We start from the raw sequence: 26,025 nt of genomic DNA, 5'->3' as shown, positions 1-26,025 counted from the left end.
TTACAATCTGATGTGATGCTATTATCGAATATATCGATACTTTTCATAATATTTAGGGCTCCCACCAAGAAAAGTAATGATAAGTACACTTTATAACTACCTGAAAATGAAAGCTCAATTGCCGCTTATCTATCTGGTTGTAACTCTCATTCTGGTCGCCATGAAGACTAATCAGATTTCTTATCAACCCCATTTTGTGCGACAAACCAAGTCTGCTATAGCCTTAAACTATATCTAGTTATAGTTTAATACTGTTACTCTATATCCACGAATCCGTGATATCTTACTTGTAACAATTTGTATGGGAGTGTTACGAGATGGCAAAGAGTAGTGTTTTGGGATATCCACGCATTGGTGCGGAACGCGAATGGAAGAAAGCTCTCGAAGCGTTTTGGTCCGGCAAGCTCGAAGAATCGGAGTTTTACAGTAAGCTCCAGGAAATCCGTCTGGATCATCTGCGGAAGCAGAAGGACAAGGGCGTGGATATTATACCGGTTAATGATTTCAGTTATTATGATCACGTATTGGATACAGCTACGATGTTCGGCATTATTCCACAACGTTTCCCTTATGAGGGGGGGCTTGTACCTTTGTCTGTTTATTACGGTATTGCCCGTGGGACAAAGGATGCTGCAGCAAGTGAAATGACCAAGTGGTTTAACACCAACTATCACTATATCGTTCCTGAATTGGATGGGGCAACACCGGTAATTACCGAGAATAAACCCCTTGTGGCATATCGAGAAGCGAAGGAAAAGCTCGGTATCGAAGGAAAACCAGTTATCGTTGGACCATTAACTTTCCTGAAACTGTCTAAAGGATATGATGTTTCAGAGACAGATGCCTGGCTGGAGCGTTTACTACCGCTCTATGTACAGATTCTGCAGGAGCTTGCACAAGAAGGGGTTCAATGGGTACAGATAGACGAACCGATTCTTGTTACGAAATTAAGCACAGCTGATCTCCAGCGGTTAAAGACGATTTATGAGACGTTTTCTTCATCAGTGCCTGATCTGAACATCATGCTGCAAACCTATTTTGAATCACTAGAGAATTACAGTGATATTATCCAGCTGCCGGTCAAAGGAATAGGGCTCGATTTCGTACATGGATTCTCCGGAAATTTGTCGTCGATTAAAACCTTCGGTTTCCCTTCGGATAAGGTTTTAGGTGCAGGAGTCATCGATGGTCGTGGCATCTGGAAGGCGTCACTTCGTGATAGACTCGTATTGCTGGAAGAACTTGCGGATTTAGTGACTAGCGACAAGCTAATTGTACAAACTTCTTGCAGTCTTCTTCACGTACCAGTCACGGTGAAAAATGAGAAAAAGCTCCTAACTGAACTGAAAAATGCTCTCGCATTTGCTGATGAGAAGCTGGACGAGCTTATCCTTCTGACGAAAGCAGTCTCATCTGGCGGGGCTGCTGCAATTAGAGAAGAACTGGAGCAATACGAGAGTGCTCTCCAGGCACTCAAGCTATCAGATGAGCGTAATCGTAAAGACATTCAGCAAACCGTTGCTGCCATTAGTGCAAAAAATCCAGAACGCAGTCAACCATTTGCTGAACGTCATATTGCTCAACGGAACAAATGGCAATTGCCGATTTTTCCGACGACGACCATCGGTAGCTTTCCGCAGTCCGTTGAGGTACGCAAAGCCCGTCAACTGTGGCGTAAAGGTGAGTGGAACAATGAACAGTATGCTGACTTCATCCGGGAGCAGATCGATATCTGGATTAAGCTGCAGGAAGAGATCGGGCTGGATGTTCTCGTGCATGGTGAATTTGAACGGACGGATATGGTCGAATTCTTTGGTGAGAAGCTTGCAGGCTTCGCTTTCACTCAGTATGGATGGGTGCAGTCATACGGTTCCCGCTGTGTGAAACCGCCCATCATATTCGGAGATGTAGCATTCGAGGCAGCGATGACGGTCGAGGAAACCAAGTATGCCCAGACGAAAACCAACAGACCTATTAAAGGGATGTTAACCGGTCCAATTACTATCATGAACTGGTCATTTGTCCGTGAGGATATCACACGCGAACAAATCGCTTACCAACTGGCCTATGCGCTGAGACAAGAGGTTGAAGCGCTTGAGCAGGCAGGTATCGGTATGATTCAAGTGGATGAACCAGCGGTTCGCGAAGGACTTCCGCTTAAGGAAAAAGATCAGGCAGATTACCTGGCATGGGCTGTAAAATCCTTCCGCATGACCACGTGCACTGTAAAGGATACAACACAAATTCACACGCATATGTGTTATTGCGAGTTTCATGACATGATTAATTCGATCGAGGCAATGGATGCGGATGTAATTTCAATCGAGACTTCGCGTAGCCATGGTGAACTTATCCATAGCTTTGAGATCAATACTTATAAACTTGGCATCGGATTGGGCGTATATGATATTCACAGTCCGCGCATTCCGAGAGTGGAAGAGATGACAAGCATGATCGAGCGCGCCTTGCGGGTACTGGATCCAAAGCTATTCTGGATTAATCCGGACTGTGGACTCAAAACACGTGGTCTCGAAGAAACAGTTGATTCCTTGCGTAACATGGTTGAAGCCACGCAGATTGCTCGTGCAAAGTATTCCCTTAAGGTGTAGTGGTAGGCTGCTTAGTTAATCAGAGATGCTAAAGATGAATAAACGAAATGGTTGAGCAGGCACTGCGGTGTCTGCTCATATTTTTATAATGGATAAGAACATTTGTATAATTCCGATATGAAAAATGCCTAGACATCAGTGGTTTATCTTTACAGGCTACTCGCAAAAAGAGAGAAACCGGAACAATTGTCGGGTACAAGTGTCACTCAGCAGCGAACGCAGCTTCGGCTCTACCTGCTGCAGGAATAACTCTTTTACTTCACAGGTTTCCTCATCTACCAGATCACCCTGCATGGCTCGGGCTGCTTCAATTAGTAGCGCTAATGCCTCAAAAAAATCCGCCATCGACGCAGCGATTGGTGCTGGATCACCGCCCCACGAAGCATATACCGGAGACCCTGGCAGTGCCGTGTTCACCGCAATGGGGTCATCATTCAGCAAAGCGATCACGACAAGCGAACGGTCCCAACGATCCGATTCCTCATAAGGTTCATGCTGACCAACCCAGCGAAATCCTTGTTGATAACGATCTAAATGATCGGGAGCTGCAAAAAATAGAACGGCTGAATCTCCGATTTCTACTGCAGCATTTTTGACCTTATGACTCAGCTGTGCATTGGGATCCATCATCTCGCAATGCTCGTAGAAGTACATTAGTTCTGGTGAGAGTTCTATACGCTCGTCTACTTTAACGGCAGCCGGAGCTGAATGCCACTGGATGTGATGATCTTTAAATAAACCATACTGCTGATTGTACAAATCTTGCTGATGTAGAAAAAGCTGAATCGCTGTCTGCAGATTGTTCAAGTGATATCATCCTTTCGTAACTGCGTCTGTTTAGTGCTAATTCTCTTTTCGATTCATCCAGGTCATATGCTACCATATAATTGAATTCATGTATCCAATTCTATGGAAAGATGATAGGAGAAAGTGTATTATGGACAAAAAGCTGATGAGGCTTCTTAAGAAGCTGTACCAACACAGCAATGGCACGTATGACCCTGAGCGCGAAGTGATTTTGTATAAAGAATTGACGTTAACCAAGCAGGAGCTTGATCTACTTCAGGAGCACAACTGGCATGTCAATGAAGTGGAATACATTGCGCACGATGAGCTTTTTCAGATTCATATATTGATTACTTCATTTAACGAGAAAGGAGAAAAAGAATGCAAGGTTCATTTCGCTTTATAACCGATACGGCCACAATGTGTGTATACGATCTCGGAGAGCTGAAACACCGCTTGGATGACACGCCAGACTGGTGGTCTATTTCGGAAGACGAGCTTGCAGAAGTGAATGCGGGCAACTGCTTATTTTTTAATCTGGGTCAAGACGGGGTTTATGAAGTCAATTGGATAGAAGCTGATGTGGGCATGGAGGATAGGGGGCCTATGACTGAAGTGCTGTACTTTCGCGTTTCCTCCGGCAGCGTTTTTGTGGGGGCCGCAGATGATGTAACGGGAGATGGTCTGGAGCCAGACCATACATGCGAGGGAGTTTTTATAGAGCTAGAGCCAGGCAGTTACGCCTGTATGGTGCAGAGAGAAGGAAACCAGATCAGGTTGGCATTGAGCAGAAGCGAAACAGGTACCAATAGACGGGAAGACCTGATTCGAATGTAATGTATATATTATCGCCGGACTAGAGTACTTGCAGCCGGAGCTAGTGATGAAGAAAATTTATAAAAATTTGCGATTACCATGAAAAGATGAAAAGGAGTGCTCATATGACGAATCATAATCAACTTAGACCGGGACCTGCTTACCTTGAAGGAATAGCTCTGCCGGAGAAGCCGGAAGCATGGGTGGAGGAGGAATGGACGGGCAAGCTACAGACCAGGGAAGGCCATAAGAAATTTTATTTATTTTATTACGGCGAATTGATGGACGATCTGATTGCGACGACCGAATTCGCGCCTCAACTGATTGTTGCAGAGAATGCCGTCACCGGCAAGCGATACGTTCTGTTCGACGGCTGTAAGCACGGATACGATGCCATGCTGTGCGACACTTATACAGACGAGCAGCGGAATAACCGGACGCCGTTGCTGCCGTATGTCGATGACGATGGTGAAGATACGTTCGAGATTCGTATAACCGTGTATTACAATGTCGATTGGGATGAGGAGTTCTCTGACGATGTGGACGAGTATGGGAAGATTGAATTGATAAACGGGGAACGCTGCGATTTTGCGGAGGCAAAACGAAACGGATTTGATGCGCTGAGCATTACCATAGTGAACACACGAGGACAGGAAACGGAAATTGCCCAGGAAGAGCTGGCTTGACCGAGATGCAACCGTGACTCAGATGCTGTCCAATGAAGTACGGCCTATTTGTACCGTGAATATTGTAACTTCCCCATCGGACGTTTAAACCAATGTCCTGAGAAGACTCGCATTTGACAATTAGAACTAACTGGATTAAGATACATAACTATCAGCCATCATCAAAGACATGATTCTTGATTCAACCTGTCCAGAGAGAGAAGCGATTGGTGAAAGCTTCTTCAGTGCTTGTTTCAAAAATTACCCCTTTGTAGCTGTGTTTTTGAACCCGTGATCTGCTGATCAGTATAAGTACGGTACTAGAAAACACCGAATCATTCCCGTTACAGGATAACTGAATGAGGATCCGACGAGCACGCTATTTGTAGCGATTGCAAGTCTGGATCAAATTAGGGTGGAACCACGAGCTGAACGCACTCGTCCCTTTAGGGATCGAGTGTTTTTTTGCGTTCAATCAAAATTTATGGAGGGATAACAATGTCTATTGTAGTAACATTACCAGACGGAAGTAAGAAGGAGTATCCCGCACAAACGACGATAATGCAAATCGCGGAATCCATTAGTTCAGGTCTGAAAAAAAACGCTGTAGCTGGAAAAGTGAATGGAAAGCTTGTTGATTTGAATTGGGAACTTCGTGAAGATGCGGAAGTGAATGTGATTACACTGGATTCCGAGGATGGGCTTCATATTTATCGGCACAGTACTGCCCACTTGATGGCTCAAGCGGTTAAACGCATCTATGGCCATAATTCCGTAAACCTGGGAGTTGGACCGGTTATTGAAGATGGTTTTTATTATGATATGGACCTGAATAATTCGATTACAGTGGATGACCTGATCGTCATTGAGCAGGAGATGCAGAAGATTGTACAGGAAGATCTTCCTATAGTCCGCAGAGAGGTCAACCGCAAGGAGGCCGAACAAATCTTCCATGACGATCCTTACAAGCGGGAGCTGATTCATGATTTGCCCGAGGACGAAGTCATTACGGTTTATCAGCAAGGGGAGTTCATTGATCTGTGCAGAGGACCGCATCTTCCTTCCACTGGAAGAATAAAGGCATTTAAATTGATGAGTGTTGCGGGAGCTTATTGGCGCGGGAATTCAGATAATAAAATGCTGCAACGAATATATGGAACAGCGTTTCCTAAGAAGTCACAGCTTGAGGAGCACCTGTTTTTACTTGAAGAAGCTAGAAAACGGGATCATCGTAAACTGGGTAAGGAGCTGGGACTGTTTATGTTCTCAGAAGAAGCGCCAGGCATGCCTTTCTTCTTACCTAATGGGATGATCATCCGTAATGAACTGGAGCAATTTGCAAGAAAGCTTCAGTTTCATAGTGATTATGATGAAGTGCGTACTCCGTTGATGATGAATAAGCGTCTTTGGGAAATGTCCGGCCATTGGGATCACTACAAAGATAACATGTACTTTACTCAAGTTGATGAGACGGAGTATGCATTGAAACCGATGAACTGTCCAGGTCATATGTTAGTCTATAAGAACACGCTTCATTCCTACAGAGAGCTTCCTATTCGTATTTCAGAATTTGGTCAAGTTCACCGACATGAATTTTCCGGGGCCCTTAATGGTATGATGCGGGTTCGTACGTTTTGTCAGGATGATGCACATATTTTTGTAAGGCCGGATCAGATCGAAGATGAGATCAAGGGGATCATCGAGTTCATTGGTCAGATTTATCAGGTCTTCGGGTTTGATTACAGCATTGAATTATCAACAAGACCGGAGGATTCAATGGGCTCAGAGGAGTTGTGGGAGCGGGCGGAACTATCCTTAAAACAGGTACTGGATCAGCAACAGCTGGAATATCGGATCAATGAAGGCGACGGTGCATTTTATGGGCCGAAGATTGATTTTCACATCCTCGACTCATTAAAACGAAGCTGGCAATGCGGTACAATCCAGCTGGATTTCCAGTTCCCTGAAAAATTCGATCTTTCTTATATCGGAGAGGATAACCTGAAACATCGGCCTGTTGTCATTCACAGAGCAGTTTTCGGGTCTATCGAGAGATTTATCGGAATCCTTACAGAGCATTACGGCGGCGCTTTTCCTTTGTGGTTAGCTCCTGTTCAAGTCAAAATCATTCCGGTATCTGACCATTATCTGGACTACTCCCTTAAGGTGAAGAAACGTCTGGAGCAAGCAGGCATACGAGTCGATGTCGATGTAAGAAACGAAAAATTAGGATATAAAATCCGGGAAGCAGGTCTATTGAAGACTCCATACACATTTGTCTTAGGTGAGAAAGAGGTTAACTCTAACCTTGTAGCGGTTCGAAAACGTGGCGAGGGTGATCTAGGAACAGATTCATTAAATAATGTGATAGATATGCTTAAACTACAAATTGATTCAAAAGAATAAGTTGATTGCAGTCTACCAAGTATTGGTGACAGCAACAAGGAACCGCGTAGATCGCGGTTTTTTGTTGTAAGGATTTTAGTTTTAGTCCAAAGTGAAACTCCCTTTATTAACGGACTAATAAGTATAGTCTGGTGGTCTTTATTAACTGTTCTTATTGAATACATATCGCTAAGATCAAGCAAAGCAAGGGTTTTTTTGATGGAGAACCTACCATCGTTATAAAAAATGGAAAAATCCTAAAAGAGGCACTTCAAAGTACTCGTTTAAACTTGGATGATTTAAGTATGATGCTACGAGAGTAGGAAGTATTTAGTACCCAAGATGTTCACTATGCCATTCTAGAACCCGACGGAAAATTAAGTATTCTAAAGAAAGAACTCCAGCAAACCGTAATAAATTCTGAACGAAAGAAGTCTGTTCATTCGTGTGGAAGAGGCTTTGTAAGCCCATTAGCCCAAATGTGTTGCTGCTTTTTCAACCCAAACATGGAGTAGCAGCATGGCTTTAAAGCTGAACGAATGGTTTTGACAGCAAGTAAAATCTGTGCGATAATTTGTAAAAACTGTAAATCATAAGCTCATTCCTTTTGAGATAAGATCAAAATATTACATAGAAATAGAGGAATTTGAATGCAAACCACAGAATTATGGATTAAAAAAGAAGACAGTAATGTACGAAAGAAGCTACTTGATTATAATCTATCACAAGTAACAGATGAACTAACTGATCATGTTGATACTATTGAAATTACGATCACAAACGATAACGATGTTTTGGTGGCGGGTATTACTGCCTCTATATTTTGGAAACAAATGCACATTGATTTTTTGTGGGTAGATGAATCATTACGTGGACAAAATAAAGGTTCTGAATTGCTTGCTAAGGCTGAAGATATTGCCAGACAATATAATTGTAGATATATTCAGTTAGAAACCTTTAGTTTTCAAGCTCCTGATTTTTATAAAAAAAGAGGATATACCGTTTTTGGAATCTTAGAAGATTCTCCTTGTGATGGAGCTAAACAGTATTTTTTAAAGAAAATCCTAAATTAAATAATACGGCCCGTAGAACTTGGACTTGGATCAAATAATCTGTTGATCCATCCATTTTTTATTTTGTCGTTGTATAACATGCTATTCAAATGCACGTTGTAATTGACAATTACTCATGAATCAGATATATTATGTGAGCTTAATAAAACACTTTTATAAAGTATTTTATTAATTGAGGAGGCTTACGATGAAAAGCATTGGCGGCAATGCAATTGTGATGAAAGAAGTGAATATCAATCTCGTCCGTAAGGTGCTAAAAGCAGAAGGTGAAGCAACCAAGCAACAAATTGCGAGGGCAACGGGTCTTAGCGCCGTTACAGTAGGAACCATATTGCAGCAATTGTTGCAAACGTCTGAGGTTAAGGAAGCGGCGCTTTGTTCTTCAGGAGGGGGCAGACCTGCTCAGCGCTTTAAGTATAACGGAGACTATGCATACGCTCTGACTCTTTTTCCCTATGAAGTTGCAGGACGTATTATCATTCGCAGTACAATTGTTAATCTTGTCGGCAATATGATTTATGAGCGAATGGATGAAGTAGAGCATGTGGATTTGGCATGTTTCGAGCATATTATTGATTCGCTGATGGCTTCATATCCTGCTATACGAGCGATAGGCTTTGGATTGCCTGGAGCAGAATGGCAAGGAAAGATCATTGTTTCCGACTATAAAGCTTTAGTTGGTGTTTCAATTGTGGACTATTTTAGAGAGCGCTATGGAATGCCAGTCATTATGGAAAATGATGTGAATGCTGCAGTGGTTGGTTATTGCGAGAGGAATCATATCCGTTCAGGTGCTGACGTTGTTTATTTGTATTTTCCAGATCGCTTTCCGCCAGGGGCGGGTATCCTCATAAACGGACAGTTGTTTAAAGGACGAAGAAACTTTGCAGGTGAAATTGCGAAAATCCCATTAGGCATCTCATGGGGAGAGGCGACCTTTATGGCATCTTCCGTGCAGGTTGAGCAGGCGATTGTCCAATTGATCGTATCCATCTGTGCTGTTTTGAATCCAGATTGCGTCGTTTTACACGGCAGCTTCATAGAACAGGCGAATGGAAGGAGAATCGCAGAACTGTGCAGTCTGGAACTGCCTGTAAGTGCGGTGCCTGAAGTTATAGTTTCAGAGGATTTTTCAGCTGACTACTTGGAAGGCATGGTCGCACAAACGTTAGCTACGCTAGAACCAAGCATTGTATTATCTAGAAATGAATAAATAAGGGGCGGGGAATGGTGGCAACATTATTTTTGATTATTATTTATTTGTCGTTTATCAGCTTAGGGCTGCCTGATTCCTTACTTGGAGCAGCTTGGCCGGTAATACAAGCAGACTTTGGAGCACCGTTCGGTGCTGCGGGTGTGCTATCGATTATTATTGCATCCGGAACGATTGTATCAAGCTTGGCAAGTGGTACGGTATTAAAACGACTTGGAACAGGGAAAGTCACGCTGATAAGCTGCTTTATGACGGCGGCAGCGTTGCTCGGATTTTATTTTGCGCCTTCTATTTCATGGCTAATGGTGTTGGCATTGCCGCTTGGACTTGGTGCAGGTTCTGTCGATGCAGCGCTGAATAATTATGTTGCTACGAATTATAAAGCACATCATATGAGCTGGCTGCATTCATTCTGGGGTGTGGGAGCTACACTTGGTCCAATTATTATGTCTGGATTCATTCGTGAACATGATTTATGGCGGGATGGGTATTTGACCGTTGCTGTTATACAATTTGCGCTAGTGGTTGTGCTGTTTATTACACTTCCATTGTGGAAACGGATGGAGAAAGTACAGAGTCATCCTGTGATAGAAGGTCAGGGGCCTCAAGATAATCTGTATGATGCTGAGTCTACTGAACAACCGATGCGAATAAAGGGTGTTAAACTAACCTTAATGACATTCCTCTTCTATTGCGGTGCTGAAGCAACAGTGGGATTATGGGGTAGCAGCTTCTTGGTAAACGTAAAGGATTTATCGGCGGCTACGGCAGCACAATGGGTATCCATGTATTACGGTGGCATTACTGTGGGCCGATTCATTACTGGATTTGTTACTTTAAAAGTAAGCAATCGTGTCCTGATTCGTAGTGGACTGTTAATTGCGCTTGCTGGAGCATCACTGCTTCTCTTGCCATTACCAACCTTTGTTTCACTTATCGGTTTTATGTTGATTGGCTTAGGCTTCGCACCTATATTTCCTTGTATGCTGCATGCAACCCCTGAGCGCTTTGGCAAAGAGCAAACGCAGAAGCTTATGGGCTATCAGATGGCGACTGCATACACTGGTACAACGCTGCTGCCTCCGCTACTTGGTTGGATTGCTGCGCAGACAACGATCGCGATATTACCATTTTTCGTGGCGATTTATATTGCGGTCATGCTGTTTGGTTCCGAAAGAGTCAACCGGATCATGAAGCTGCGTTCGCTTCGCTCGGAAACGGCTTCTACCAATCACTCGATGAACGCTTAGAAATGCTCACAATGAATACACGGTCTCCCATAAGTACGCTGAAGTTTTGGGAGGCTTCTTTTCTACCGATAAAAAGATGTCCGCAGCTGCCTATACCAATTATCGATAAACAGATGAACATGAGGTGATTATATGGATAAATCTATACATTATACGATAGAACCCCCTAATAATTTTGAGCAACTACTAACTTTATATGAATCTTTAGGATGGAATTCACTTAAACTAACAGTCAATGATTTGGAACGAATGTGCAATCAAAGTTGGTATGCAATATATGCTTTTGATAAACAACAATTAGTGGGTATGGGACGTGTTATTTCGGATGGTGTGATTACTGGAATTGTATGTGGAGTGTGTGTACTACCAAGCTATCAATCCGAGGGAATCGGCAAAGAAATGATGAATCGAATAATTCAACATTGTGAGCAAAATCGAGTAATTCCTCAACTTATGTGTGTGGAAAATTTGGAATCATATTACGAAACTTTTGGATTTGAGAAATTTACCATTGGTATGACAAAGAGAATAAATCGATAATCTTATCTTTTTTTTATTTGCAAAGCTGAAGTATCTAAGATATATTTAATTTAATTAGATAATCTAACTATGTGAGAAAGGAGGTATTCGTTTGAACAGAAAGCCTGCCAAAGAATATACAACAGAGCAGCAGTTGCCACAGCTTGGAACAGCGCCTTATTTGGATTTGATGAATCGTACAGCCTCTTCCGATACAGATCGGAAATCAGCGCATTTGGGACTTATTATGCTCTGGCTGGGAGATAACACTTTGGATTTGATGGATATTCAATTATCCTCTTTCGATATTACCGAAAGCAAGCTGGATCTACTATTGTTATTATCCCTTCACGCAGGGCAAGAGCTGGTTACACCTTCGTCCCTTGCCGATCGATTGGGGATTCGCCGATCCTCGGTCACGTCATTATTGAATTGGCTAGAAAAAAGAAATTGGATCATACGCGAACCGTATGCCAAGGACGGCCGTATGACCCACGTTCGTATCAGTGCCGAAGGCGACAAGCTCGTGAAACAAGTATTACCCACATTCTGGTCAACCTGCGCATCTCTTGTAGAAGGATTAGATAAAGAAGAGCAGGAAGTGTTCAAAAGAGCGCTGCTAAAACTCAATAATAACATAGAAAAACGACTGGGATCAGGCAGATAATTTTTTTGAGCATATAGTTAGATAATCTAATTACATGAAATTCGATCCAGGTCGGATTTGATAACCACATGAAGTTTATTTTGACATGAAGGTATGTGATTCAAATGAAACAAACTCAACGTTTCGTGAAGCAAAAACAGAGTCGAGCGCACCATTTTATTACACTGCGCACTATGGTTAAGGAGATGTTTTTGCATACAAAGACACAATGGGGCTTGCTTGTGCTTGGGGCTGTCTCTGTACTAGCCATCTCCATTCTAGAATTTATAATTCCTCAGTTAACCAAAAACATAATAGATCAGATTATCCCGGATAAAAGGTATCACGCACTGCTGGAAACGGGAATTCTTATTCTGCTAGCCGCATTGCTACTAGGAGTCTTTAACTTCGCTAGCAGTTATGTGATGACACTTGTCAGTCAGAAGGCCATTTTTCAATTGCGGAATAAACTCTACCAACACACCCTAAGTTTGGATTTAAAGTTTTATGATCGCAATCGAACCGGGGATCTCATGGCAAGGCTGACGGGTGATGTGAATCAATTGCAAGAACTGGTTTCAGCCAATAGCTTTTCCATCGTTGCTGACGTCATTACCTTTGCAGCGATAGTGGGGTACTTATTTTATACAGATTGGCAATTAGCATTATTGACGCTGATTACATTGCCCCTCTTATTTGTTACATCACGATTTTTCAGTCTGCGCATTAAAAGTGCCTATCGATCAGTTCGTCAAGTATCGGCGGATTTAAATAACTCACTTCAAGATACGTTGTCAGGAATTCGTATGATCAAGTCATTTGCGAGTGAAGATACCGAAGCTGAGCAATTCTCAAGATTGAGTGAGCACCATCGGAAGGCCACAGTTTCTGCTTCACGACTGTCAGCTATCTTCTCGCCAATTATCGATTGGCTGAACTATGTCGGTATGACGTTGGTGCTCTTGTTCGGAGCGTGGCAGGCCATGCACGGACATATGACAGTAGGTGATATCGTAGCTTACCTAGCTTACTTGCGCCTGCTTCAAGCACCCATCCGTTCTTTTAGCCGACTAATTACCAAGGTACAACAATCAGCAGCAGCTTTCGAACGCATACAGGAAGTGTTAGCAACGGTTCCAGAGGTTTACGATAGGGAAGGAGCAATAGTTCTACCACCTGCTAAGGGAGAAATTGTGTTTGATGATGTTGAGTTTGCTTATGAAGAAGGGCAGCCCATTCTGCAAAATTTCCATTTACGACTTCGGCATAACCAAACTACGGCTTTGGTTGGTTCGTCAGGCTCAGGAAAGTCAACGATTGCTTATTTGATTGCTCGTTTGTACGACGTCCAGCAAGGGGACATCTACATTGACGGTCATCCGCTAACGGAGGTGACGGTGAAGTCTCTTCGACAGCAGATGGGCATTGTGTCCCAGGAAGTGGTCTTACTTAATGGTACGATTCGAGAAAATATAGCGTACGGTAATCCTCAAGCAACAGATGAAGAGATAAAAGCGGCAGCCGTGGCCGCAAACGCACATGAATTTATTACAGCTTTTTCACAGGGATATGATACTCCCATAGGCGAAAGAGGGGTCAAGCTTTCGGGTGGACAAAAGCAAAGATTGTCCATTGCCAGAGCATTCCTGACGAACCCCCGTATCCTCATTTTGGACGAAGCCACGGCTGCTCTGGATACAGAATCAGAACAACATATTCAACGTGCACTGTCATTGCTTCTACCAGGGCGTACCTGTCTGGTTATTGCCCATCGCCTCTCCACGATTCAAGGTGCGGATCAGATTGTTGTACTGGAGCATGGGCAGATAATGGAGATGGGAAACCATGAAACATTGCTTCGCCGAGAAGGGAGATACAAGGCACTATACGATATGCAATTTCCGACGAAATCTGCTTTTGAACAAAATTTAAAATAGAGGTGTACTATGAACAACCAAACTACTGCTTCCGCAGTGCAAAGAAATTATTCGCTTATGACCATAATCCTTTGCTGGTCAGGTCTTGTCGTCATGTCAAGCTTATACGTAACGATTCCGCTTATTTCTGTGTTTGCACAGCTTTTTAGCATATCCACGACGGAGGCTGCTGCTGCGGGAAGTACTTTTTCGATTGGTTTTGCAATCGGCTGCTTGATCTATGGCGCACTGTCTGATAAATACGGACGAAAGACCGTTATATTTGTGGGGCTACTTTTTCTAACAATCATTTCTTTATTGCTAGGTTTTGTTCACCAATTTGCATGGATCCTGATTCTGAGAGGACTTCAAGGTGCAGCAGCTGCAACCTTTTCTCCAGTAGCTCTCGCCTATGCGGTAGAAATGTATCCTGTGGAAAAACGGGTAACGACTATCGGGTTTATAAGTACAGGATTTTTGATAGCAGGAATTGTTGGTCAGATTATAAGCAGTTTGATTAGTGAACAATATGGATGGAACGCTGTTTTTTATATACTTGCTGTTATTTATGCTTTGACCGCCACTTTGGTTTTCTTCTTTCTTCCAAAAGGAAGTATTCATCAAGCCCATGCTAATATATGGGAACCTATTAAGCAAATCGGAAAAGTGTTTGTCCAAAAACAATTGGTGTTATGTTATCTCGTTGCGTTTGTTCTGCTTATGTCTTTTGTAAGTATGTATACCGTGCTGGGCAGCTATTTGAGTCAATCTCCATTTGATCTGAGCAAACAAGATATTCTTTATGTTCGTTCGATTGGTATCATTGGTATGCTCGTATCTCCTTTCGCAGGAAGAATTTCGAAGCGGGTCGGCATACGTGTTACGCTGCGCGGGGGATTGTTGTTAGCGGTTATTGGGTTAGCCTCCATGGGGATGATTTCTAATCTGCCGTTGCTTATTGTGATGAGCATCCTTTTTGTGGGAGGGATAGCGTTAGCGGTTCCTTCACTTGTTTCTCTTGTTGGTCAGTTGGGTGGAAAAATGCGTGGGATAGCGGTATCTGTTTATACTTTTATATTGTTTACGGGCACGAGCTTTGGTCCGATTATTTCACTTCAATTAATGAAGAGCGGCAGTTATCTGATTACGTTTATCCTGTTGGCATGTATACTGTGCATTGGTTTACTAGCTGCATGCCTGATCAATCATGAGGAAGCTGGGTAAGTTAAACAACCACTCTAAGCTTTTGAGCCATGAAGTAAAAACAAAAAAATCTTAGTTCGAAGCCTTATTAAAAATGAATGTTAAAAGATAAATTTAAATCATCAGGTTGTTCTTACCAGAAATAACTTCAAGCGACGATGCAGATATTAAGCCGGGGAAAAGACAAATTAACAGGAGGAATCTCAAATGAAAAAAGCAGCAACAGCATTTGCCTTATCAACTTGTTTGTTACTTTCTGCTTCGGCAGTCACAGTATCTGCAGCACCAGTGGAGAGCCATAAAGCTGAACACAGAATGCATGTAAAAGAACACCAAGCGAAAGAACACAAACTGCATGCAAAAGAGCACAAACACAAAATGCATGCAAAAAAACACAAAGCCAAAGCACATAAGCTACACAGCAAGAGCATCAAACCTAAAGCTTTACCAAAAACAGGCTATGGTGGCGTAAGCGAGTAAGGATAGAGATCGAAAGGAGGAAAATTTACTTTTCCTCTTTTCTTTTCATAAAGGATGATAATTATGAATGAACAACGAAAATTAACTCTAATCTTATTTATGACTCTTTTTGTCCTCTTGTTTTCAGGTTGTCAACATAATGCGAAACCATCAAACATAAAGAAATCATCCCCAGAATCCAGACCTCAAACTGGCTCATCATTATCGGTGAAAACGACAGAGAAAAAAGAAGAGAAAATAGTAGTAAAAAAAGAGGAGAAAACAATAACTGACCAGCAATCGGTATTTATTAACCCGAATCAAGTATGGATTCCATCGATTGGACTTAAGGCCCCAATTGAACCGGTGGGACTGCTAAAGAATGGGCAAATGGACGTTCCAGCGTCTAGTAAGGTGGCAGGAGTATTTATTGATGGGGTCTTGCCTGGGCAGAAGGGAAACGCTATCTTGGCAGGGCATGTTGACAGTTATACTGGACCGGCTATTTTCTATCCGCTTAAAAAAATAAAACCTGGAGAACCTGTTGTGTTATCGGACAGGGAAGGGAAATACCTGGTTTTCAAAGTGATTGCCGTAGAATCCTACCCCACAGCTGAGGCGCCGATAGAAAAAATATTCGGTGATACCGATATAGAACAATTAAATTTAATTACTTGTACAGGTAAATACAACCGAAAAAAAGGCGAACATGAAAAAAGACTGGTCGTATATACGCGGATGTTAAAATAACAATAATCACCATTTGTAATATATGGCTTTTGGATTGGAAATAATATTTTTCTGAACATAAAAAAAAGGATATGAAAAATGACTAAAACATTTTGCATAAGCATATTCACGATAATTGTGCTGTTGTACGGTGGTGTATCTGAAACGTTCGCTAAAAATTCTGAGGAAGAGGTAATAACATTTTTAAACGATTTGTTTGTTGCTCGTTCCAATTTTCTAGTGAACAAACCCTCAAATGTGGCGAAGTATTACGATCAAACTTCTAAAACAAGCCGTAATGCTTATCGTGTCGAGCAAAAAAGAATGACATATCTTAATACTTGGGGGAATCATAGAGGTATTCATTTTACCGATTCCCAAAGTGGGATTCGGATTACCCGAATCCAAATCGAAGGGGATACAGCGAAAGTGTCATTAGCCCATTCCCAAAAACTAAGCTATATGTATGTTGATAAAATTTTGCATCCGCAATCGTTTGGGATCGGGACATGGCATGCAATTACTTTGAAAAAAAAGGACGGCGCTTGGATTGTTTTTAAAGAATGGTACCTGGATCCTCTGGAGGAAAATCCTAAGCTGATTGCGGGGAAATTAGGAGGTGCCGTTCACTTCCCTCCTCATAAAAAAGAGGTTAAGGATGGGGAAAAATACAAGCGACAGAAAGCCGTCGCTTATGCGAATAAATATGCAGGTACTGCATGGGGTGCTGGCAATAAAGGGCGATACAATTCAAAATATGTGAATTATAACGTCAAAGGAGGAGACTGCACGAATTTTGCTTCCCAGGTTATCGGAGATCAAGAAGAAGGCGGAGGGCTTAAAATGATGGGACCCTGGCGTTACCATTACTCTGCAGGAGGCAACCGAACTTGGGTACAGACTGACGCATTTAAGAACTTTATTGTTCGTTCCGGTTATGGCAAGGTCATCGCAAGCGGGTCTTTCTCAGATCTTATTAAACCAACACGCAAGCATCCGCATAGCGCTTTTGCCAAACTGTTACCCGGCGACTTAATCGCTCATGTTTTAGACAATGACGTGGACCATTTTTCAGTAGTAACCGGATTTGATGACAAAGGTTATCCTCTTGTGAATTCTCATTCGGCAGACCGTTTTCGGGCACCTTTTGATTTAGGTTGGGATAAACATACAAAATACATTCTGATTCATATTAACGATTAGGCCAGGTAAAATATTCCCTCAATCATATCGCAATCTCCATTGTCATAGGATGATACAAGTCTTATGCAATGGAGGTGAGTGATGAATAACTCCCATTTCATCAAACAAATGGCATTCCGAATAAGTGCTATTCTGATGGTGAAAGCAATCGGTCTGATCGGCAGAGTCTCTCTAACGAGGCTTATTGGTGCAGAGGGGATTGGGCTTTTTCAGATCGCTTACTCATATTTCGGTTTAGGGTTAATGGTGTTAACAGGCGGATTACCGACTGCGTTAGCTATGTTTACCGCGAGAAATTCCTCTCATGGCTGGATCTGGTTTAAAATTATTTCTATGTATTTAATCCTTATAGGGGGATGCGTAAGCATTCTTTCCTTTTATTATTCCGATAACATTGCAAAATTTCTCGGCAACGATGAGCTCTATTATTTCATTCGCTTTCTGGCCCCGGCTCTCTTCGCAGTTCCGTTGTTAAGTCTACTCCGCGGTTATTTGCAAGGCATGGAGTTATACAATGTGATCGCCGTGTCCGAAATCATTGAACAAGCTGTTCGAGTGTTGTTGATGATGTCTATCGTTTTTCTTCTCTTGGATCGTGGTCCAGTATTTGCCGCGGGAAAGAGCATGTTAGGTACATCGTTCGGGGCGATTTCTGCTTTTTTAGTGTTAATATCATACTATTTTTATTATGTTAATCGACAAAGCAGGATCTCAATCCGTGGTACGGATATAAATCTCCAAAAGGATCTGAAGTGGTTTTTGCATAGTTCTTTCATAATATCCCTTACAAGGTTGCTCGTTCCGTTGTCCGATGTTCTGGATGCTATAGTTATCCCTAACAGATTGCAAATTGCGGGCTATTCCTCCATACAAGCGACAGCTTTTTTCGGAGTCCTTACAGGTATGGCTGCACTTGTCACCTATATGCCTACCCTTGTTACTGCGGCTCTTTCTCATACATTGACAATGAAAATGGTAACAGATTGGCGAGAAAGAAACTATGAGCGTTTTCATCGGCGAACCAGACGAGCACTGGAGTTATGTTGGGTATGGGGCTGTATATCCAGTCTATTTCTTTACGTTTATAATACGGAAATTTCCGTTTCTCTTTTCGGCACTACCGAAGCCGCGGAGCCGATACGATATTTATTTATCGTTCCACTGCTTGTCGGTTTGCGTGAAATTAGTACAAGCATACTTTGGGTTCAGGAACATAAAAAGGCGCCATTACTTGGTCTTGTGTGCGGAATATGCATTGCCGTTACGGTTCATTACTTCCTTGTAGCTATTCCGGGACTAGGTTACTGGGGAGCTTCAGCTGGCATACTTATATTGGAGTTTGTTGCTGTTGGTTGGAATCTACTTGTTATGCTCCCTGTACTAAAGAGGTTAAGATATAATCGGTTGATCATAGATGCGCTCGTCATTACATTACTAATGTATCTTATTAGTCAATTTACTCATACTGTAGAATCTGAAATATTTACGGAGACAATCCTAACCGTTATAGGAATGATCATATATATCGGCTGCAGTGTACTTTATATTTTTTTTCGGTTTAAAACTACGAAATGAACAGGATTAAATCATTTTGAGGTCCTCGAATCAATGATCAATTATCCAATAGACCTAATTTTTTTATAATGTTAAGATTACTGCGAAAAAACAGATGATCAGAAAGAACCGATGATTTTTGATATATCACAACTCACCCAATTGCTGTCAATTTGCTGTACTTCCTTCAAACACTAGTGATGGGCATTTTTATGTCGGACGGAGCTATGAATATTTCATGAAAGATGAAAGGAGTTTATGCATTACTCGTGTAACCGGAAAACCCAAACATATGGGTTTCTCATTACAAAATGCGGGAAGAATGGATGGAATGAATGACTACGGACTCGTCGTTTCCATGTCCAGTACCGCTTACTAAAAACCTCTTGAAGGGGATGGATGTGAATTCTGGATCGCCATTCGTCTATCGGGTTTATCAGTACAGGATTTTTGATAGCAGGAATTGTTGGTCAGGTTATAAGCAGTTTGATTAGTGAGCAATATGGATGGAACGCTGTTTTTTATATACTTGCTGTTATTTACGCTTTGACCGCCACTTTGGTTTTCTTCTTTCTTCCAAAAGGAGGTATTCATCAAGCCCATGCTAATATATGGGAACCTATTAAGCAAATCGGAAAAGTGTTTGTTCAAAAACAACTAGTGTTATGTTATCTCGTTGCGTTTGTTCTGCTTAGTATGTATACCGTGCTGGGCAGCTATTTGAGTCAATCTCCATTTGATCTGAGCAAACAAGATATTCTTCCTTTTTGTGGGAGGGATAGCGTTAGCGGTTCCTTCACTTGTTTCTCTTGTTGGTCAGTTGGGTGGGAAAATGCGTGGGATAGCGGTATCTGTTTATACTTTTATATTGTTTACGGGCACAAGCTTTGGTCCGATTATTTCTCTTCAATTAATGAAGAGCGGCAGTTATCTGATTACGTTTATCCTGTTGGCATGTATACTGTGCATTGGTTTACTAGCTGAATGTCTCATCAATCGTGAGGAATCTGAGTAGGATACACACTTTAATCTTGTGAGCCATGACCTTTATGATCGTGATATCGCGGTTTTTTATTTTATGTCCCCAAGCTCTTGTTATCATATGACAAAACTTGGGGACATTGGCGACATTGAATAAGGACGTAATAGCAACGAGTTTTTGCATTAGTCTTTTATTGACTCACGCCGAATGTTACTTACTTGAATCGACCATAAGCTCTGGCATAACGAAGAATACGGCGATAGGCGGAAGGATCGAAAGTCCGGTAGACATATATGGCTGGTTTGGTGTTTACCTCTAGTATCCATGGTCGCATGCTCTTGTCGAGCGCGATATCGAGTCCTAACTCCTTTAGGCCTTGATAATTTTCACTTAATTGCTTACCTACCGATAATCCCATTTGATTCAATTCACGACGCAGCTGGTTAATTGAGGACTTATTCATATGAGGACGCATTAGAGTAGACAGCGATTCCATTTTGCCCCCATTACTGACATTGGTTACAATTTTATTGGCAGCTGCCTTTCGGCCGAAGATGGACATAGCTTCCCATTGATTGTTCAAATTTTTTTGAATCAATACCCGAAGATCGAATTTTCGCCCTTGGTAGGTCATCATGTGAATGCCCTGCTGTACCAAATACTTTCGTTTCCCAATTCGTGACTTGATGCGTGTGTTTAACTGGTCCACGGAATTGAATGAATAGGTAGAGATACCTTCTCTTAGCTCGTACGATGCATCGGAATGTCTTGTTGCACGCATAACTCCTTTACCGTGAGTACCAGTGTCAGGCTTTACGTACACCATTTTGTATCGACTCAGCATCTCTACCAAGCGACTGGAATTGTACACAGCTGTCTTGGGGATGTAACGTTTCAACGATGTGTTTTGCAGAATGCGCGTCTTTTTCCATTTGCTAAATACATATCGAACAGGCAAAAAAGCACCACCCCTTTCCAAGAAATGTATTGATATCAATGTATGACAGTGACGACGATTAGGAATGGACAAAAACCTATTTGAGGCGGCACGATTACATTGTGTCTTGAGATGGACTGGATTAGGCTGACTTTTGAGTGTTAGACCTTGATGGGCATTTTTATGTCGGACGGAGCTATGAATATTTCGTGAGAGATGAAAGGAGTTTATGCATTACTCGTGTAACCGGAAAACCCAAACATATGGGTTTCTCATTACAAAATGCGGGAAGAATGGATGGTATGAATGAATATGGACTCGTCGTTTCCATGTCCAGTACCGCTTACTTAAAACCTCTTGAATGGGATGGATGCGAATTCTGGATCGCCATTCGAGCCATTTTAGACCGCTGCAACAATTTTGGAGAGAAATATTAGAAACCGTTCATTAACCTATCGATTGGGAGGTCACTTAAAGATAAGTAGCGAAATGATATACGGGCGGGAAAAAGGAATGCAAAAAAGGCTGCCACGGATTGGTAGCTTTTTTTTGCGTTTAATCGCAGTACTGCAGGCTGCTAGCGCCGCCACCTTCGTATTCAAATAAAAATTCAGAACGGTGTCCGTTTGTCGTTCATTGCATTGTTATATAGATATACATGTTACCAGAGAGGAGGGGAAGATGATCAACACGGCAATGATTGAACAATACGTTCATCAAGTTCAAGCTGGACAGGAGGAAGCACTCATCCCTATCGTAAGGGAGTACCAACAGCAATTGTATATTTACTGCTGTCGGCTGCTTGGTAGTGAGCAGGATGCGGAGGACGCCGTACAGGAAATTTTTCTGAAAGCCTACAAATCTATTTCAAGTTATAAGCCTTCGGTCAGTTTCAACGCATGGTTGTACAAGATCGCCTATCATCATTGTCTGAATCTGATACATAGACGTCAATTATACGAGAAATTAGGCAGATTATTGAAGGGGCAGATATTCGCGGAAAGCGCAGAGCAGGAGTTTTTTAGAGGGACATTCAGTGAACCATTATCCAGAGCGCTTGTCAGCCTTCCTATTGAGGAAAGAAGCTTATTGATTTTGTATGTTTTCCACGACAAGTCATATAGTGAAATTGGTGAAATTACCGACAAAAGCCCAGACGCCATACGCAAAAAGCTGAATCGAATTAAGAAAAAAGTAAAAGATAAAATGAATAAATGGCAGGGGGAAGAGAAATGGGAGCAGTCATTGATTCAAACGAAGAGTTGAAAAAACATTCCGTATCGGATGATCATTTTCGTAACATTGATATTACGTCCAATCTCAGGCATGACATTAATATGATGCAGCATAAAAAAACTTCAGGTTTTCGCTCCTTTAAGAGAAAAACGGTTATGTCAATTGTCGTATCTTGCATATTTCTTGCCTCATTCACTGCTTACGCAGCTACCGGACATATCCAAATATTTAATAGTAAAGGGGAGGTAGTGGTCAAAACAGTCGATCCGTCGACTACTACACTGCCTGCAAAATTAAGCAATTCACTAGAAGAATACAGACAAAGAGTATTGACCATCCTTAAACCCGGCGAGTTGGCGGCCTATTATATCAAGGATGATTACATAAATAAACTGAACGGTTATGACACCGCAAATCCGATTAAATTCGGATATCTTCCTATCGAATATCGTTCTTATGAGGCTTTTCTGACAGAGCAGGTTCGTACCTCGGCGCCTCTTCTTAAGAAACCCGGATATCTTCCTAAGGGTATAAGTTTCTCTTATGGACAAGTATTTCCTCTGGGACCTCAGCGTTACGAGCGAGAAAAGTATGATAAATTGGAGAAAAATTTGATGGTGAAAGCAAATTCCTCTAAGAATAAGGAAAAATTGTTTATCGAAAAACTGGATTGGTCGAAGGCTAATGATACGTTTTTATACTTAACAAACGCTAAGAACAGAGGGGCTATTATTATCCATGCGGGTTATGGTCTAAGACTAAGCGTAACGCAGCCGACGAATGGTTCTTCTGAGAAAATACAGCTGAAACATATGGAGGCAATTTATATCAATAATAAGACTGGTGGAGATGAGATCGCCTGGTATGATAGTAAACAAAGTATTGCCTATTCGATTTGGGTAAATGAAGAAGATTTGTTGAGTAAAAAAGAGCTTCAAAAAATGGCTGAAAGCATGATTACGGATTGATATCGAGGCTGCTGCGTCAACTATGGTTACGATTGGAGAGTAAGCATCTAAGGAGAACGAAAGCTCCACCGGATAAAGAAAATCAGGTATAGAGTGAACGGAATTCTCCGTTCGCTCTTTTTGGAAACGAATGGTATTAAATTTCATCTTAAATATATGATAGAGTCTGTCCCAATGGGATCAAGTGATTTCGATCAGCCCATAAGATAAAATATTGGTATGAATTCCCTTGAATTACTATAGGATAAGGATATTTAACGATAAGTGCCGCCTGATTTCTCATTTCTGTGGGCTGGTCTTCGGAAGGAAATATGAAACAGGCTGCTTGTGATTGGAGAAGAGTTGGAACGATTTGGGGATTGGATCCATAGGGTTTCAATATATGGAATGCTTCCGACCTGCATACTTCGTGAATTCCCCTCTCTGAGGAGATAGCGGATATCTGAAAAAATCCATCGATTCCTTCGTACCTTTCCTCTGTAACTTTTCTCCAATTGGCAGGGTAGAAGAAAGATACCTTGTATTCATGATTGAGATACAATCGTTTTGGATGGGCATCATGTATTGGTGGTGACCAATTCAGAGCTGTGATCCACCTTGCTTCAACGACTTTGATCGGGTTATTAGGGTTTCTTACATCAACGATCCAAATTTGGTCCGCTGGCTCTTGATTTTCACATCCCGATAAGTAAGCGATTCGGTTCCCGTCCGGGGACCAACTCACGGGGGTGGAGAAGCAAGTTGAGACCGCCAATGTTTTTTGTTGTCCACCAACTCTACTGCCGGTCTGGATTAGAGAAACATATTGATTTTGCACGATATCAGTGGCGCTGTATGCGATATGTGAAGAGTCGGGTGACCATTCTGGGAAATAGTTTTTAGCCTGTGGTCCGCCCTCAAGACGGTAGCTTTCTCCTGTTGTCAGGTTCACAGTGGTGATCAAGGAAATGCTGGCTCCTGGCGATGTATATAGTGCAAACTGTCCGTTAGGTGCAATTCTAACATTGTGGAGCGGTCCCTCTGTATTTTGAGTTAATTGCTGCTTGTTCGTGCCGTCTCTGCTGATTTTGTATAGTTGGACGTTGCCCGCTCCATCCGGAGCGACAAACAGGAGGGCTTCTCCTGAAGGAAACCACTGGACGTCGGTGGCCCCCTCTTCAACGATTGTACTGCTGGCATGGGTGTTGATGTTATAAATAACAATTCGACCGTTTCTCACGTAACTTAAGTATAGGCTATCCGGAGACCAACTCAGTAAAGTATAAGGTTCGATTTGATCAATTTGTGCCAATGCCCTATTGCTTAAATTAAACACGTAAACGATATTGTTTTTACCAATAAAGGAAATGTACTGGGTATCTGGCGACCAATAAGGAATCGAAAATTCTTCAGCAAGATCTTGGGTTAGCTTAAAAATATGACCCGTCAAAGGTTGATAAAGCCAAATGTCATAGGAAACTCCTCCATAGTTTGAAGTAAAAAGGATAGCTTCACGATAACCAAGACCCATATTTAATTCCACCCTCCGTGTTTGTATTCATTACAGTGTATTCAAAAGAAGAAAATGGGCGAATTGTTATGTATTCGTAAGTGGGAAATGGAATCCGGATAAATATTAATCATCAAACTTAGGGGTACCTTGCGGAAACAATGTATGTTTGAAATAGAAAATAAAGAGTGTACAGGTGATTTGTATATAACTCATGAAGGTGTGTGCTTTTGGTAACCCAATGTTCCAGTATGGAGGGGGAGGATCAATGATGGATAAATATACCAAACCGAACTTTTATAAATGTGCTGTAATAACCATTGATACTCAAAACGACTTTAGCTTGCCTGGTGCCATCGCAGAAATACAAGGAACGAATGAAGTACTACCTCAGATGAAAGTTATTTTAGAGGCTTCCAGGAGAAAGCAAATTCCAATTATTCATGTTATCCGTTTGTATAAAGAAGATGGATCGAATGTAGACATGTGTCGTAGGGAAATGGTTGAATCCGGTGCTGAAATAGTCAGACCTTGCTCGACTGGGGCAGATCTTGTTGGTTCCATTAAGCCCACCCATGCTAAAAACTTGAACTGTGAGGAACTATTGAAGGGAACGATTCAACTCATAGCTAATTCAGAATGGGCTATTTATAAACCAAGATGGGGAGCATTTTACCAAACCAACCTCGAAAAGTTTTTAAGAGAGAAAGAAATCGATACTTTAATTTTCATAGGATGCAATTTTCCGAATTGTCCAAGAACAAGCATTTATCAAGCAAGTGAACGGGATTTTAAAGTGGTTATGGTTGAAGACGCTATTTCCGGCATCTATCGTAAAGGGATTGATGAAGTGATGAATATCGGAGTAAATATCTATACAACCGATCAGTTAATACTTAATTTCTCAAATGAAAATCTCGAATAAGTATGCAAAACTATGTAAAATAGATAATTGAAGTATTGTGGGTACACTTATTTTTAATTCAAAGGAGATAAACCAAAAAATGCAGTGGAAAGAAATTATGACCTTAGAAGAGTGGAGTGCGATTCTGGAGAAGTCTTCAGAACGCGGTCAAGTTATTTTAAAGCATAGTACGACCTGTCCAGTTAGTGCTAATGCTCTTGCAGAGTATGATCATTATCTGAAGGAGACACCAAATCGTGATTTGGATTACATTCTTGTTAAAGTCATCGAATCCCGTCCGGTTTCCAATAAAATTGCAGAGGATCTAAATATAAAGCATGAATCGCCACAAATTATTTTTGTGAAGAACAAAGCCAAGTATTGGACTGCATCTCACTGGGCGGTAACGATTGAGCATATGAGAGCGGTATTGGACTGAAAAGAAACTAGCAAACATGAATGAGATGTTTCTCTAACAGAGAT

24 protein-coding genes and 3 pseudogenes are annotated in these 26,025 nt (G+C 41.8%); 23 read left to right on the top strand and 4 right to left on the bottom strand.

Annotated elements, in window-relative coordinates; genetic code table 11:
- The first annotated feature begins 317 nt into the window (after positions 1-317).
- Positions 318-2,609, top strand: a complete 2,292-nt coding sequence (gene metE / locus MNQ98_RS17000) for a 5-methyltetrahydropteroyltriglutamate--homocysteine S-methyltransferase (RefSeq protein ID WP_241929320.1) — start codon at positions 318-320, stop codon at positions 2,607-2,609.
- A gap of 156 nt (positions 2,610-2,765) precedes the next feature.
- On the opposite strand, the gene MNQ98_RS16995 is transcribed toward metE, so the two are convergent.
- Complete coding sequence (locus MNQ98_RS16995; RefSeq protein ID WP_241929319.1) at positions 2,766-3,416, bottom strand: hypothetical protein; 651 nt, start codon at positions 3,414-3,416, stop codon at positions 2,766-2,768.
- Positions 3,417-3,546: 130 nt separating this feature from the next.
- Here MNQ98_RS16995 and MNQ98_RS16990 point away from each other — a divergent pair, with 130 nt between their 5' ends.
- From MNQ98_RS16990 to MNQ98_RS16980, 3 genes are all read left to right on the top strand, one after another.
- Complete coding sequence (locus MNQ98_RS16990; protein ID WP_241929318.1) at positions 3,547-3,801, top strand: hypothetical protein; 255 nt, start codon at positions 3,547-3,549, stop codon at positions 3,799-3,801.
- Positions 3,777-4,232 carry a DUF6386 family protein gene (locus MNQ98_RS16985; RefSeq protein WP_241929317.1) on the top strand — a complete coding sequence of 152 codons (456 nt, stop codon included), beginning with the start codon at positions 3,777-3,779 and terminating at the stop codon, positions 4,230-4,232. Before MNQ98_RS16990 ends, MNQ98_RS16985 begins: the two co-directional genes overlap by 25 nt.
- Positions 4,233-4,336: 104 nt before the next feature.
- The gene (locus MNQ98_RS16980; protein WP_241929316.1) at positions 4,337-4,897 is read left to right on the top strand and encodes a hypothetical protein; all 561 of its coding nucleotides are present in this window, start codon (positions 4,337-4,339) and stop codon (positions 4,895-4,897) included.
- On the opposite strand, the pseudogene MNQ98_RS16975 reads toward MNQ98_RS16980, so the two are convergent.
- Positions 4,893-4,991 (bottom strand): annotated as a pseudogene (locus MNQ98_RS16975) (L,D-transpeptidase family protein); the annotation flags it as partial. The gene MNQ98_RS16980 and the pseudogene MNQ98_RS16975 sit on opposite strands and share 5 nt — an antisense overlap.
- A 383-nt stretch (positions 4,992-5,374) precedes the next feature.
- Between MNQ98_RS16975 and thrS the strand changes: the two are divergent.
- The 14 genes and pseudogenes from thrS to MNQ98_RS16905 all read left to right on the top strand — a co-directional run.
- Positions 5,375-7,282 carry a threonine--tRNA ligase gene (gene thrS, locus MNQ98_RS16970; protein WP_241929315.1) on the top strand — a complete coding sequence of 636 codons (1,908 nt, stop codon included), beginning with the start codon at positions 5,375-5,377 and terminating at the stop codon, positions 7,280-7,282.
- A 158-nt stretch (positions 7,283-7,440) separates the two neighbouring features.
- Positions 7,441-7,776 (top strand): annotated as a pseudogene (locus tag MNQ98_RS16965) (DUF421 domain-containing protein).
- Positions 7,777-7,911: 135 nt separating this feature from the next.
- Complete coding sequence (locus tag MNQ98_RS16960) at positions 7,912-8,334, top strand: GNAT family N-acetyltransferase (RefSeq protein WP_241929314.1); 423 nt, start codon at positions 7,912-7,914, stop codon at positions 8,332-8,334.
- Positions 8,335-8,521: 187 nt separating this feature from the next.
- Positions 8,522-9,547: an ROK family protein gene (locus MNQ98_RS16955; protein WP_241929313.1), complete on the top strand. Its 1,026-nt coding sequence runs from the start codon at positions 8,522-8,524 to the stop codon at positions 9,545-9,547.
- 17 nt (positions 9,548-9,564) lie between these two features.
- Positions 9,565-10,797: an MFS transporter gene (locus tag MNQ98_RS16950; protein WP_241933951.1), complete on the top strand. Its 1,233-nt coding sequence runs from the start codon at positions 9,565-9,567 to the stop codon at positions 10,795-10,797.
- A gap of 132 nt (positions 10,798-10,929) precedes the next feature.
- Positions 10,930-11,337: a GNAT family N-acetyltransferase gene (locus tag MNQ98_RS16945; RefSeq protein WP_241929312.1), complete on the top strand. Its 408-nt coding sequence runs from the start codon at positions 10,930-10,932 to the stop codon at positions 11,335-11,337.
- Between the two features lie 91 nt (positions 11,338-11,428).
- Positions 11,429-11,983, top strand: coding sequence for a MarR family winged helix-turn-helix transcriptional regulator (locus MNQ98_RS16940; RefSeq protein WP_241929311.1), 555 nt, complete (start codon positions 11,429-11,431; stop codon positions 11,981-11,983).
- A 185-nt stretch (positions 11,984-12,168) separates the two neighbouring features.
- Positions 12,169-13,899 (top strand): ABC transporter ATP-binding protein, encoded by a 1,731-nt coding sequence (locus tag MNQ98_RS16935; RefSeq protein WP_241933950.1) that lies wholly within the window; start codon positions 12,169-12,171, stop codon positions 13,897-13,899.
- A 9-nt stretch (positions 13,900-13,908) separates the two neighbouring features.
- Entirely contained in the window at positions 13,909-15,102 is a 1,194-nt protein-coding gene (locus MNQ98_RS16930) for an MFS transporter (RefSeq protein WP_241929310.1), read from the top strand.
- A 186-nt stretch (positions 15,103-15,288) separates the two neighbouring features.
- Positions 15,289-15,561 (top strand): hypothetical protein, encoded by a 273-nt coding sequence (locus tag MNQ98_RS16925; protein WP_241929309.1) that lies wholly within the window; start codon positions 15,289-15,291, stop codon positions 15,559-15,561.
- A 63-nt stretch (positions 15,562-15,624) separates the two neighbouring features.
- Positions 15,625-16,290 carry a class F sortase gene (locus tag MNQ98_RS16920; RefSeq protein ID WP_241929308.1) on the top strand — a complete coding sequence of 222 codons (666 nt, stop codon included), beginning with the start codon at positions 15,625-15,627 and terminating at the stop codon, positions 16,288-16,290.
- A gap of 78 nt (positions 16,291-16,368) precedes the next feature.
- Positions 16,369-17,472, top strand: coding sequence for an amidase domain-containing protein (locus tag MNQ98_RS16915; protein ID WP_241929307.1), 1,104 nt, complete (start codon positions 16,369-16,371; stop codon positions 17,470-17,472).
- Positions 17,473-17,553: 81 nt separating this feature from the next.
- The gene (locus MNQ98_RS16910) at positions 17,554-19,047 is read left to right on the top strand and encodes an oligosaccharide flippase family protein (RefSeq protein WP_241929306.1); all 1,494 of its coding nucleotides are present in this window, start codon (positions 17,554-17,556) and stop codon (positions 19,045-19,047) included.
- Positions 19,048-19,446: 399 nt separating this feature from the next.
- A pseudogene (locus tag MNQ98_RS16905) lies at positions 19,447-20,041 on the top strand (MFS transporter); the annotation flags it as partial.
- Positions 20,042-20,222: 181 nt separating this feature from the next.
- Here MNQ98_RS16905 and MNQ98_RS16900 read toward each other — a convergent pair.
- Positions 20,223-20,966 carry a YheC/YheD family protein gene (locus tag MNQ98_RS16900; RefSeq protein WP_241929305.1) on the bottom strand — a complete coding sequence of 248 codons (744 nt, stop codon included), beginning with the start codon at positions 20,964-20,966 and terminating at the stop codon, positions 20,223-20,225.
- A gap of 242 nt (positions 20,967-21,208) precedes the next feature.
- Between MNQ98_RS16900 and MNQ98_RS16895 the strand changes: the two genes are divergently transcribed.
- The 3 genes from MNQ98_RS16895 (at position 21,209) to MNQ98_RS16885 (ending at position 23,149) form a co-directional block, all read left to right on the top strand.
- Positions 21,209-21,382 carry a carcinine hydrolase/isopenicillin-N N-acyltransferase family protein gene (locus MNQ98_RS16895; RefSeq protein ID WP_241929304.1) on the top strand — a complete coding sequence of 58 codons (174 nt, stop codon included), beginning with the start codon at positions 21,209-21,211 and terminating at the stop codon, positions 21,380-21,382.
- Between the two features lie 244 nt (positions 21,383-21,626).
- Positions 21,627-22,211 carry an RNA polymerase sigma factor gene (locus MNQ98_RS16890; protein ID WP_241929303.1) on the top strand — a complete coding sequence of 195 codons (585 nt, stop codon included), beginning with the start codon at positions 21,627-21,629 and terminating at the stop codon, positions 22,209-22,211.
- Positions 22,178-23,149 (top strand): hypothetical protein, encoded by a 972-nt coding sequence (locus MNQ98_RS16885; protein ID WP_241929302.1) that lies wholly within the window; start codon positions 22,178-22,180, stop codon positions 23,147-23,149. Before MNQ98_RS16890 ends, MNQ98_RS16885 begins: the two co-directional genes overlap by 34 nt.
- Positions 23,150-23,297: 148 nt before the next feature.
- On the opposite strand, the gene MNQ98_RS16880 is transcribed toward MNQ98_RS16885, so the two are convergent.
- Positions 23,298-24,659 carry a hypothetical protein gene (locus tag MNQ98_RS16880; RefSeq protein ID WP_241929301.1) on the bottom strand — a complete coding sequence of 454 codons (1,362 nt, stop codon included), beginning with the start codon at positions 24,657-24,659 and terminating at the stop codon, positions 23,298-23,300.
- Between the two features lie 247 nt (positions 24,660-24,906).
- Between MNQ98_RS16880 and MNQ98_RS16875 the strand changes: the two genes are divergently transcribed.
- Complete coding sequence (locus MNQ98_RS16875; RefSeq protein WP_241929300.1) at positions 24,907-25,563, top strand: cysteine hydrolase family protein; 657 nt, start codon at positions 24,907-24,909, stop codon at positions 25,561-25,563.
- Between the two features lie 79 nt (positions 25,564-25,642).
- Positions 25,643-25,981 carry a bacillithiol system redox-active protein YtxJ gene (gene ytxJ / locus MNQ98_RS16870; RefSeq protein WP_241929299.1) on the top strand — a complete coding sequence of 113 codons (339 nt, stop codon included), beginning with the start codon at positions 25,643-25,645 and terminating at the stop codon, positions 25,979-25,981.
- The last annotated feature ends 44 nt before the right edge of the window (positions 25,982-26,025 follow it).

It is taken from the genome of Paenibacillus sp. N3/727 (genome assembly GCF_022637315.1).
GTDB classification, from domain to species: Bacteria; Bacillota; Bacilli; order Paenibacillales; family Paenibacillaceae; genus Paenibacillus_AQ; species Paenibacillus_AQ uliginis.
The sequence above is the reverse complement of the archived record's forward strand: the minus strand, read 5'-3'. Positions and strand labels throughout refer to the sequence as shown.

What these genes read in the sequence shown, in the direction of transcription:
- MNQ98_RS16955 (WP_241929313.1), top strand. Translation starts at nt 8,522, where the DNA reads ATGAAAAGCATTGGCGGCAATGCAATTGTGATGAAAGAAGTGAATATC.
- MNQ98_RS16925 (WP_241929309.1), top strand. Translation starts at nt 15,289, where the DNA reads ATGAAAAAAGCAGCAACAGCATTTGCCTTATCAACTTGTTTGTTACTT.
- ytxJ (WP_241929299.1), top strand. Translation starts at nt 25,643, where the DNA reads ATGCAGTGGAAAGAAATTATGACCTTAGAAGAGTGGAGTGCGATTCTG.
- metE (WP_241929320.1), top strand. Translation starts at nt 318, where the DNA reads ATGGCAAAGAGTAGTGTTTTGGGATATCCACGCATTGGTGCGGAACGC.
- MNQ98_RS16960 (WP_241929314.1), top strand. Translation starts at nt 7,912, where the DNA reads ATGCAAACCACAGAATTATGGATTAAAAAAGAAGACAGTAATGTACGA.
- MNQ98_RS16985 (WP_241929317.1), top strand. Translation starts at nt 3,777, where the DNA reads ATGCAAGGTTCATTTCGCTTTATAACCGATACGGCCACAATGTGTGTA.
- MNQ98_RS16875 (WP_241929300.1), top strand. Translation starts at nt 24,907, where the DNA reads ATGATGGATAAATATACCAAACCGAACTTTTATAAATGTGCTGTAATA.
- MNQ98_RS16885 (WP_241929302.1), top strand. Translation starts at nt 22,178, where the DNA reads ATGGGAGCAGTCATTGATTCAAACGAAGAGTTGAAAAAACATTCCGTA.
- MNQ98_RS16935 (WP_241933950.1), top strand. Translation starts at nt 12,169, where the DNA reads ATGTTTTTGCATACAAAGACACAATGGGGCTTGCTTGTGCTTGGGGCT.
- MNQ98_RS16910 (WP_241929306.1), top strand. Translation starts at nt 17,554, where the DNA reads ATGAATAACTCCCATTTCATCAAACAAATGGCATTCCGAATAAGTGCT.
- MNQ98_RS16945 (WP_241929312.1), top strand. Translation starts at nt 10,930, where the DNA reads ATGGATAAATCTATACATTATACGATAGAACCCCCTAATAATTTTGAG.
- MNQ98_RS16920 (WP_241929308.1), top strand. Translation starts at nt 15,625, where the DNA reads ATGAATGAACAACGAAAATTAACTCTAATCTTATTTATGACTCTTTTT.
- thrS (WP_241929315.1), top strand. Translation starts at nt 5,375, where the DNA reads ATGTCTATTGTAGTAACATTACCAGACGGAAGTAAGAAGGAGTATCCC.
- MNQ98_RS16915 (WP_241929307.1), top strand. Translation starts at nt 16,369, where the DNA reads ATGACTAAAACATTTTGCATAAGCATATTCACGATAATTGTGCTGTTG.
- MNQ98_RS16980 (WP_241929316.1), top strand. Translation starts at nt 4,337, where the DNA reads ATGACGAATCATAATCAACTTAGACCGGGACCTGCTTACCTTGAAGGA.
- MNQ98_RS16930 (WP_241929310.1), top strand. Translation starts at nt 13,909, where the DNA reads ATGAACAACCAAACTACTGCTTCCGCAGTGCAAAGAAATTATTCGCTT.
- MNQ98_RS16890 (WP_241929303.1), top strand. Translation starts at nt 21,627, where the DNA reads ATGATCAACACGGCAATGATTGAACAATACGTTCATCAAGTTCAAGCT.
- MNQ98_RS16990 (WP_241929318.1), top strand. Translation starts at nt 3,547, where the DNA reads ATGGACAAAAAGCTGATGAGGCTTCTTAAGAAGCTGTACCAACACAGC.
- MNQ98_RS16895 (WP_241929304.1), top strand. Translation starts at nt 21,209, where the DNA reads ATGGGTTTCTCATTACAAAATGCGGGAAGAATGGATGGTATGAATGAA.
- MNQ98_RS16880 (WP_241929301.1), bottom strand. Translation starts at nt 24,659, where the DNA reads ATGGGTCTTGGTTATCGTGAAGCTATCCTTTTTACTTCAAACTATGGA.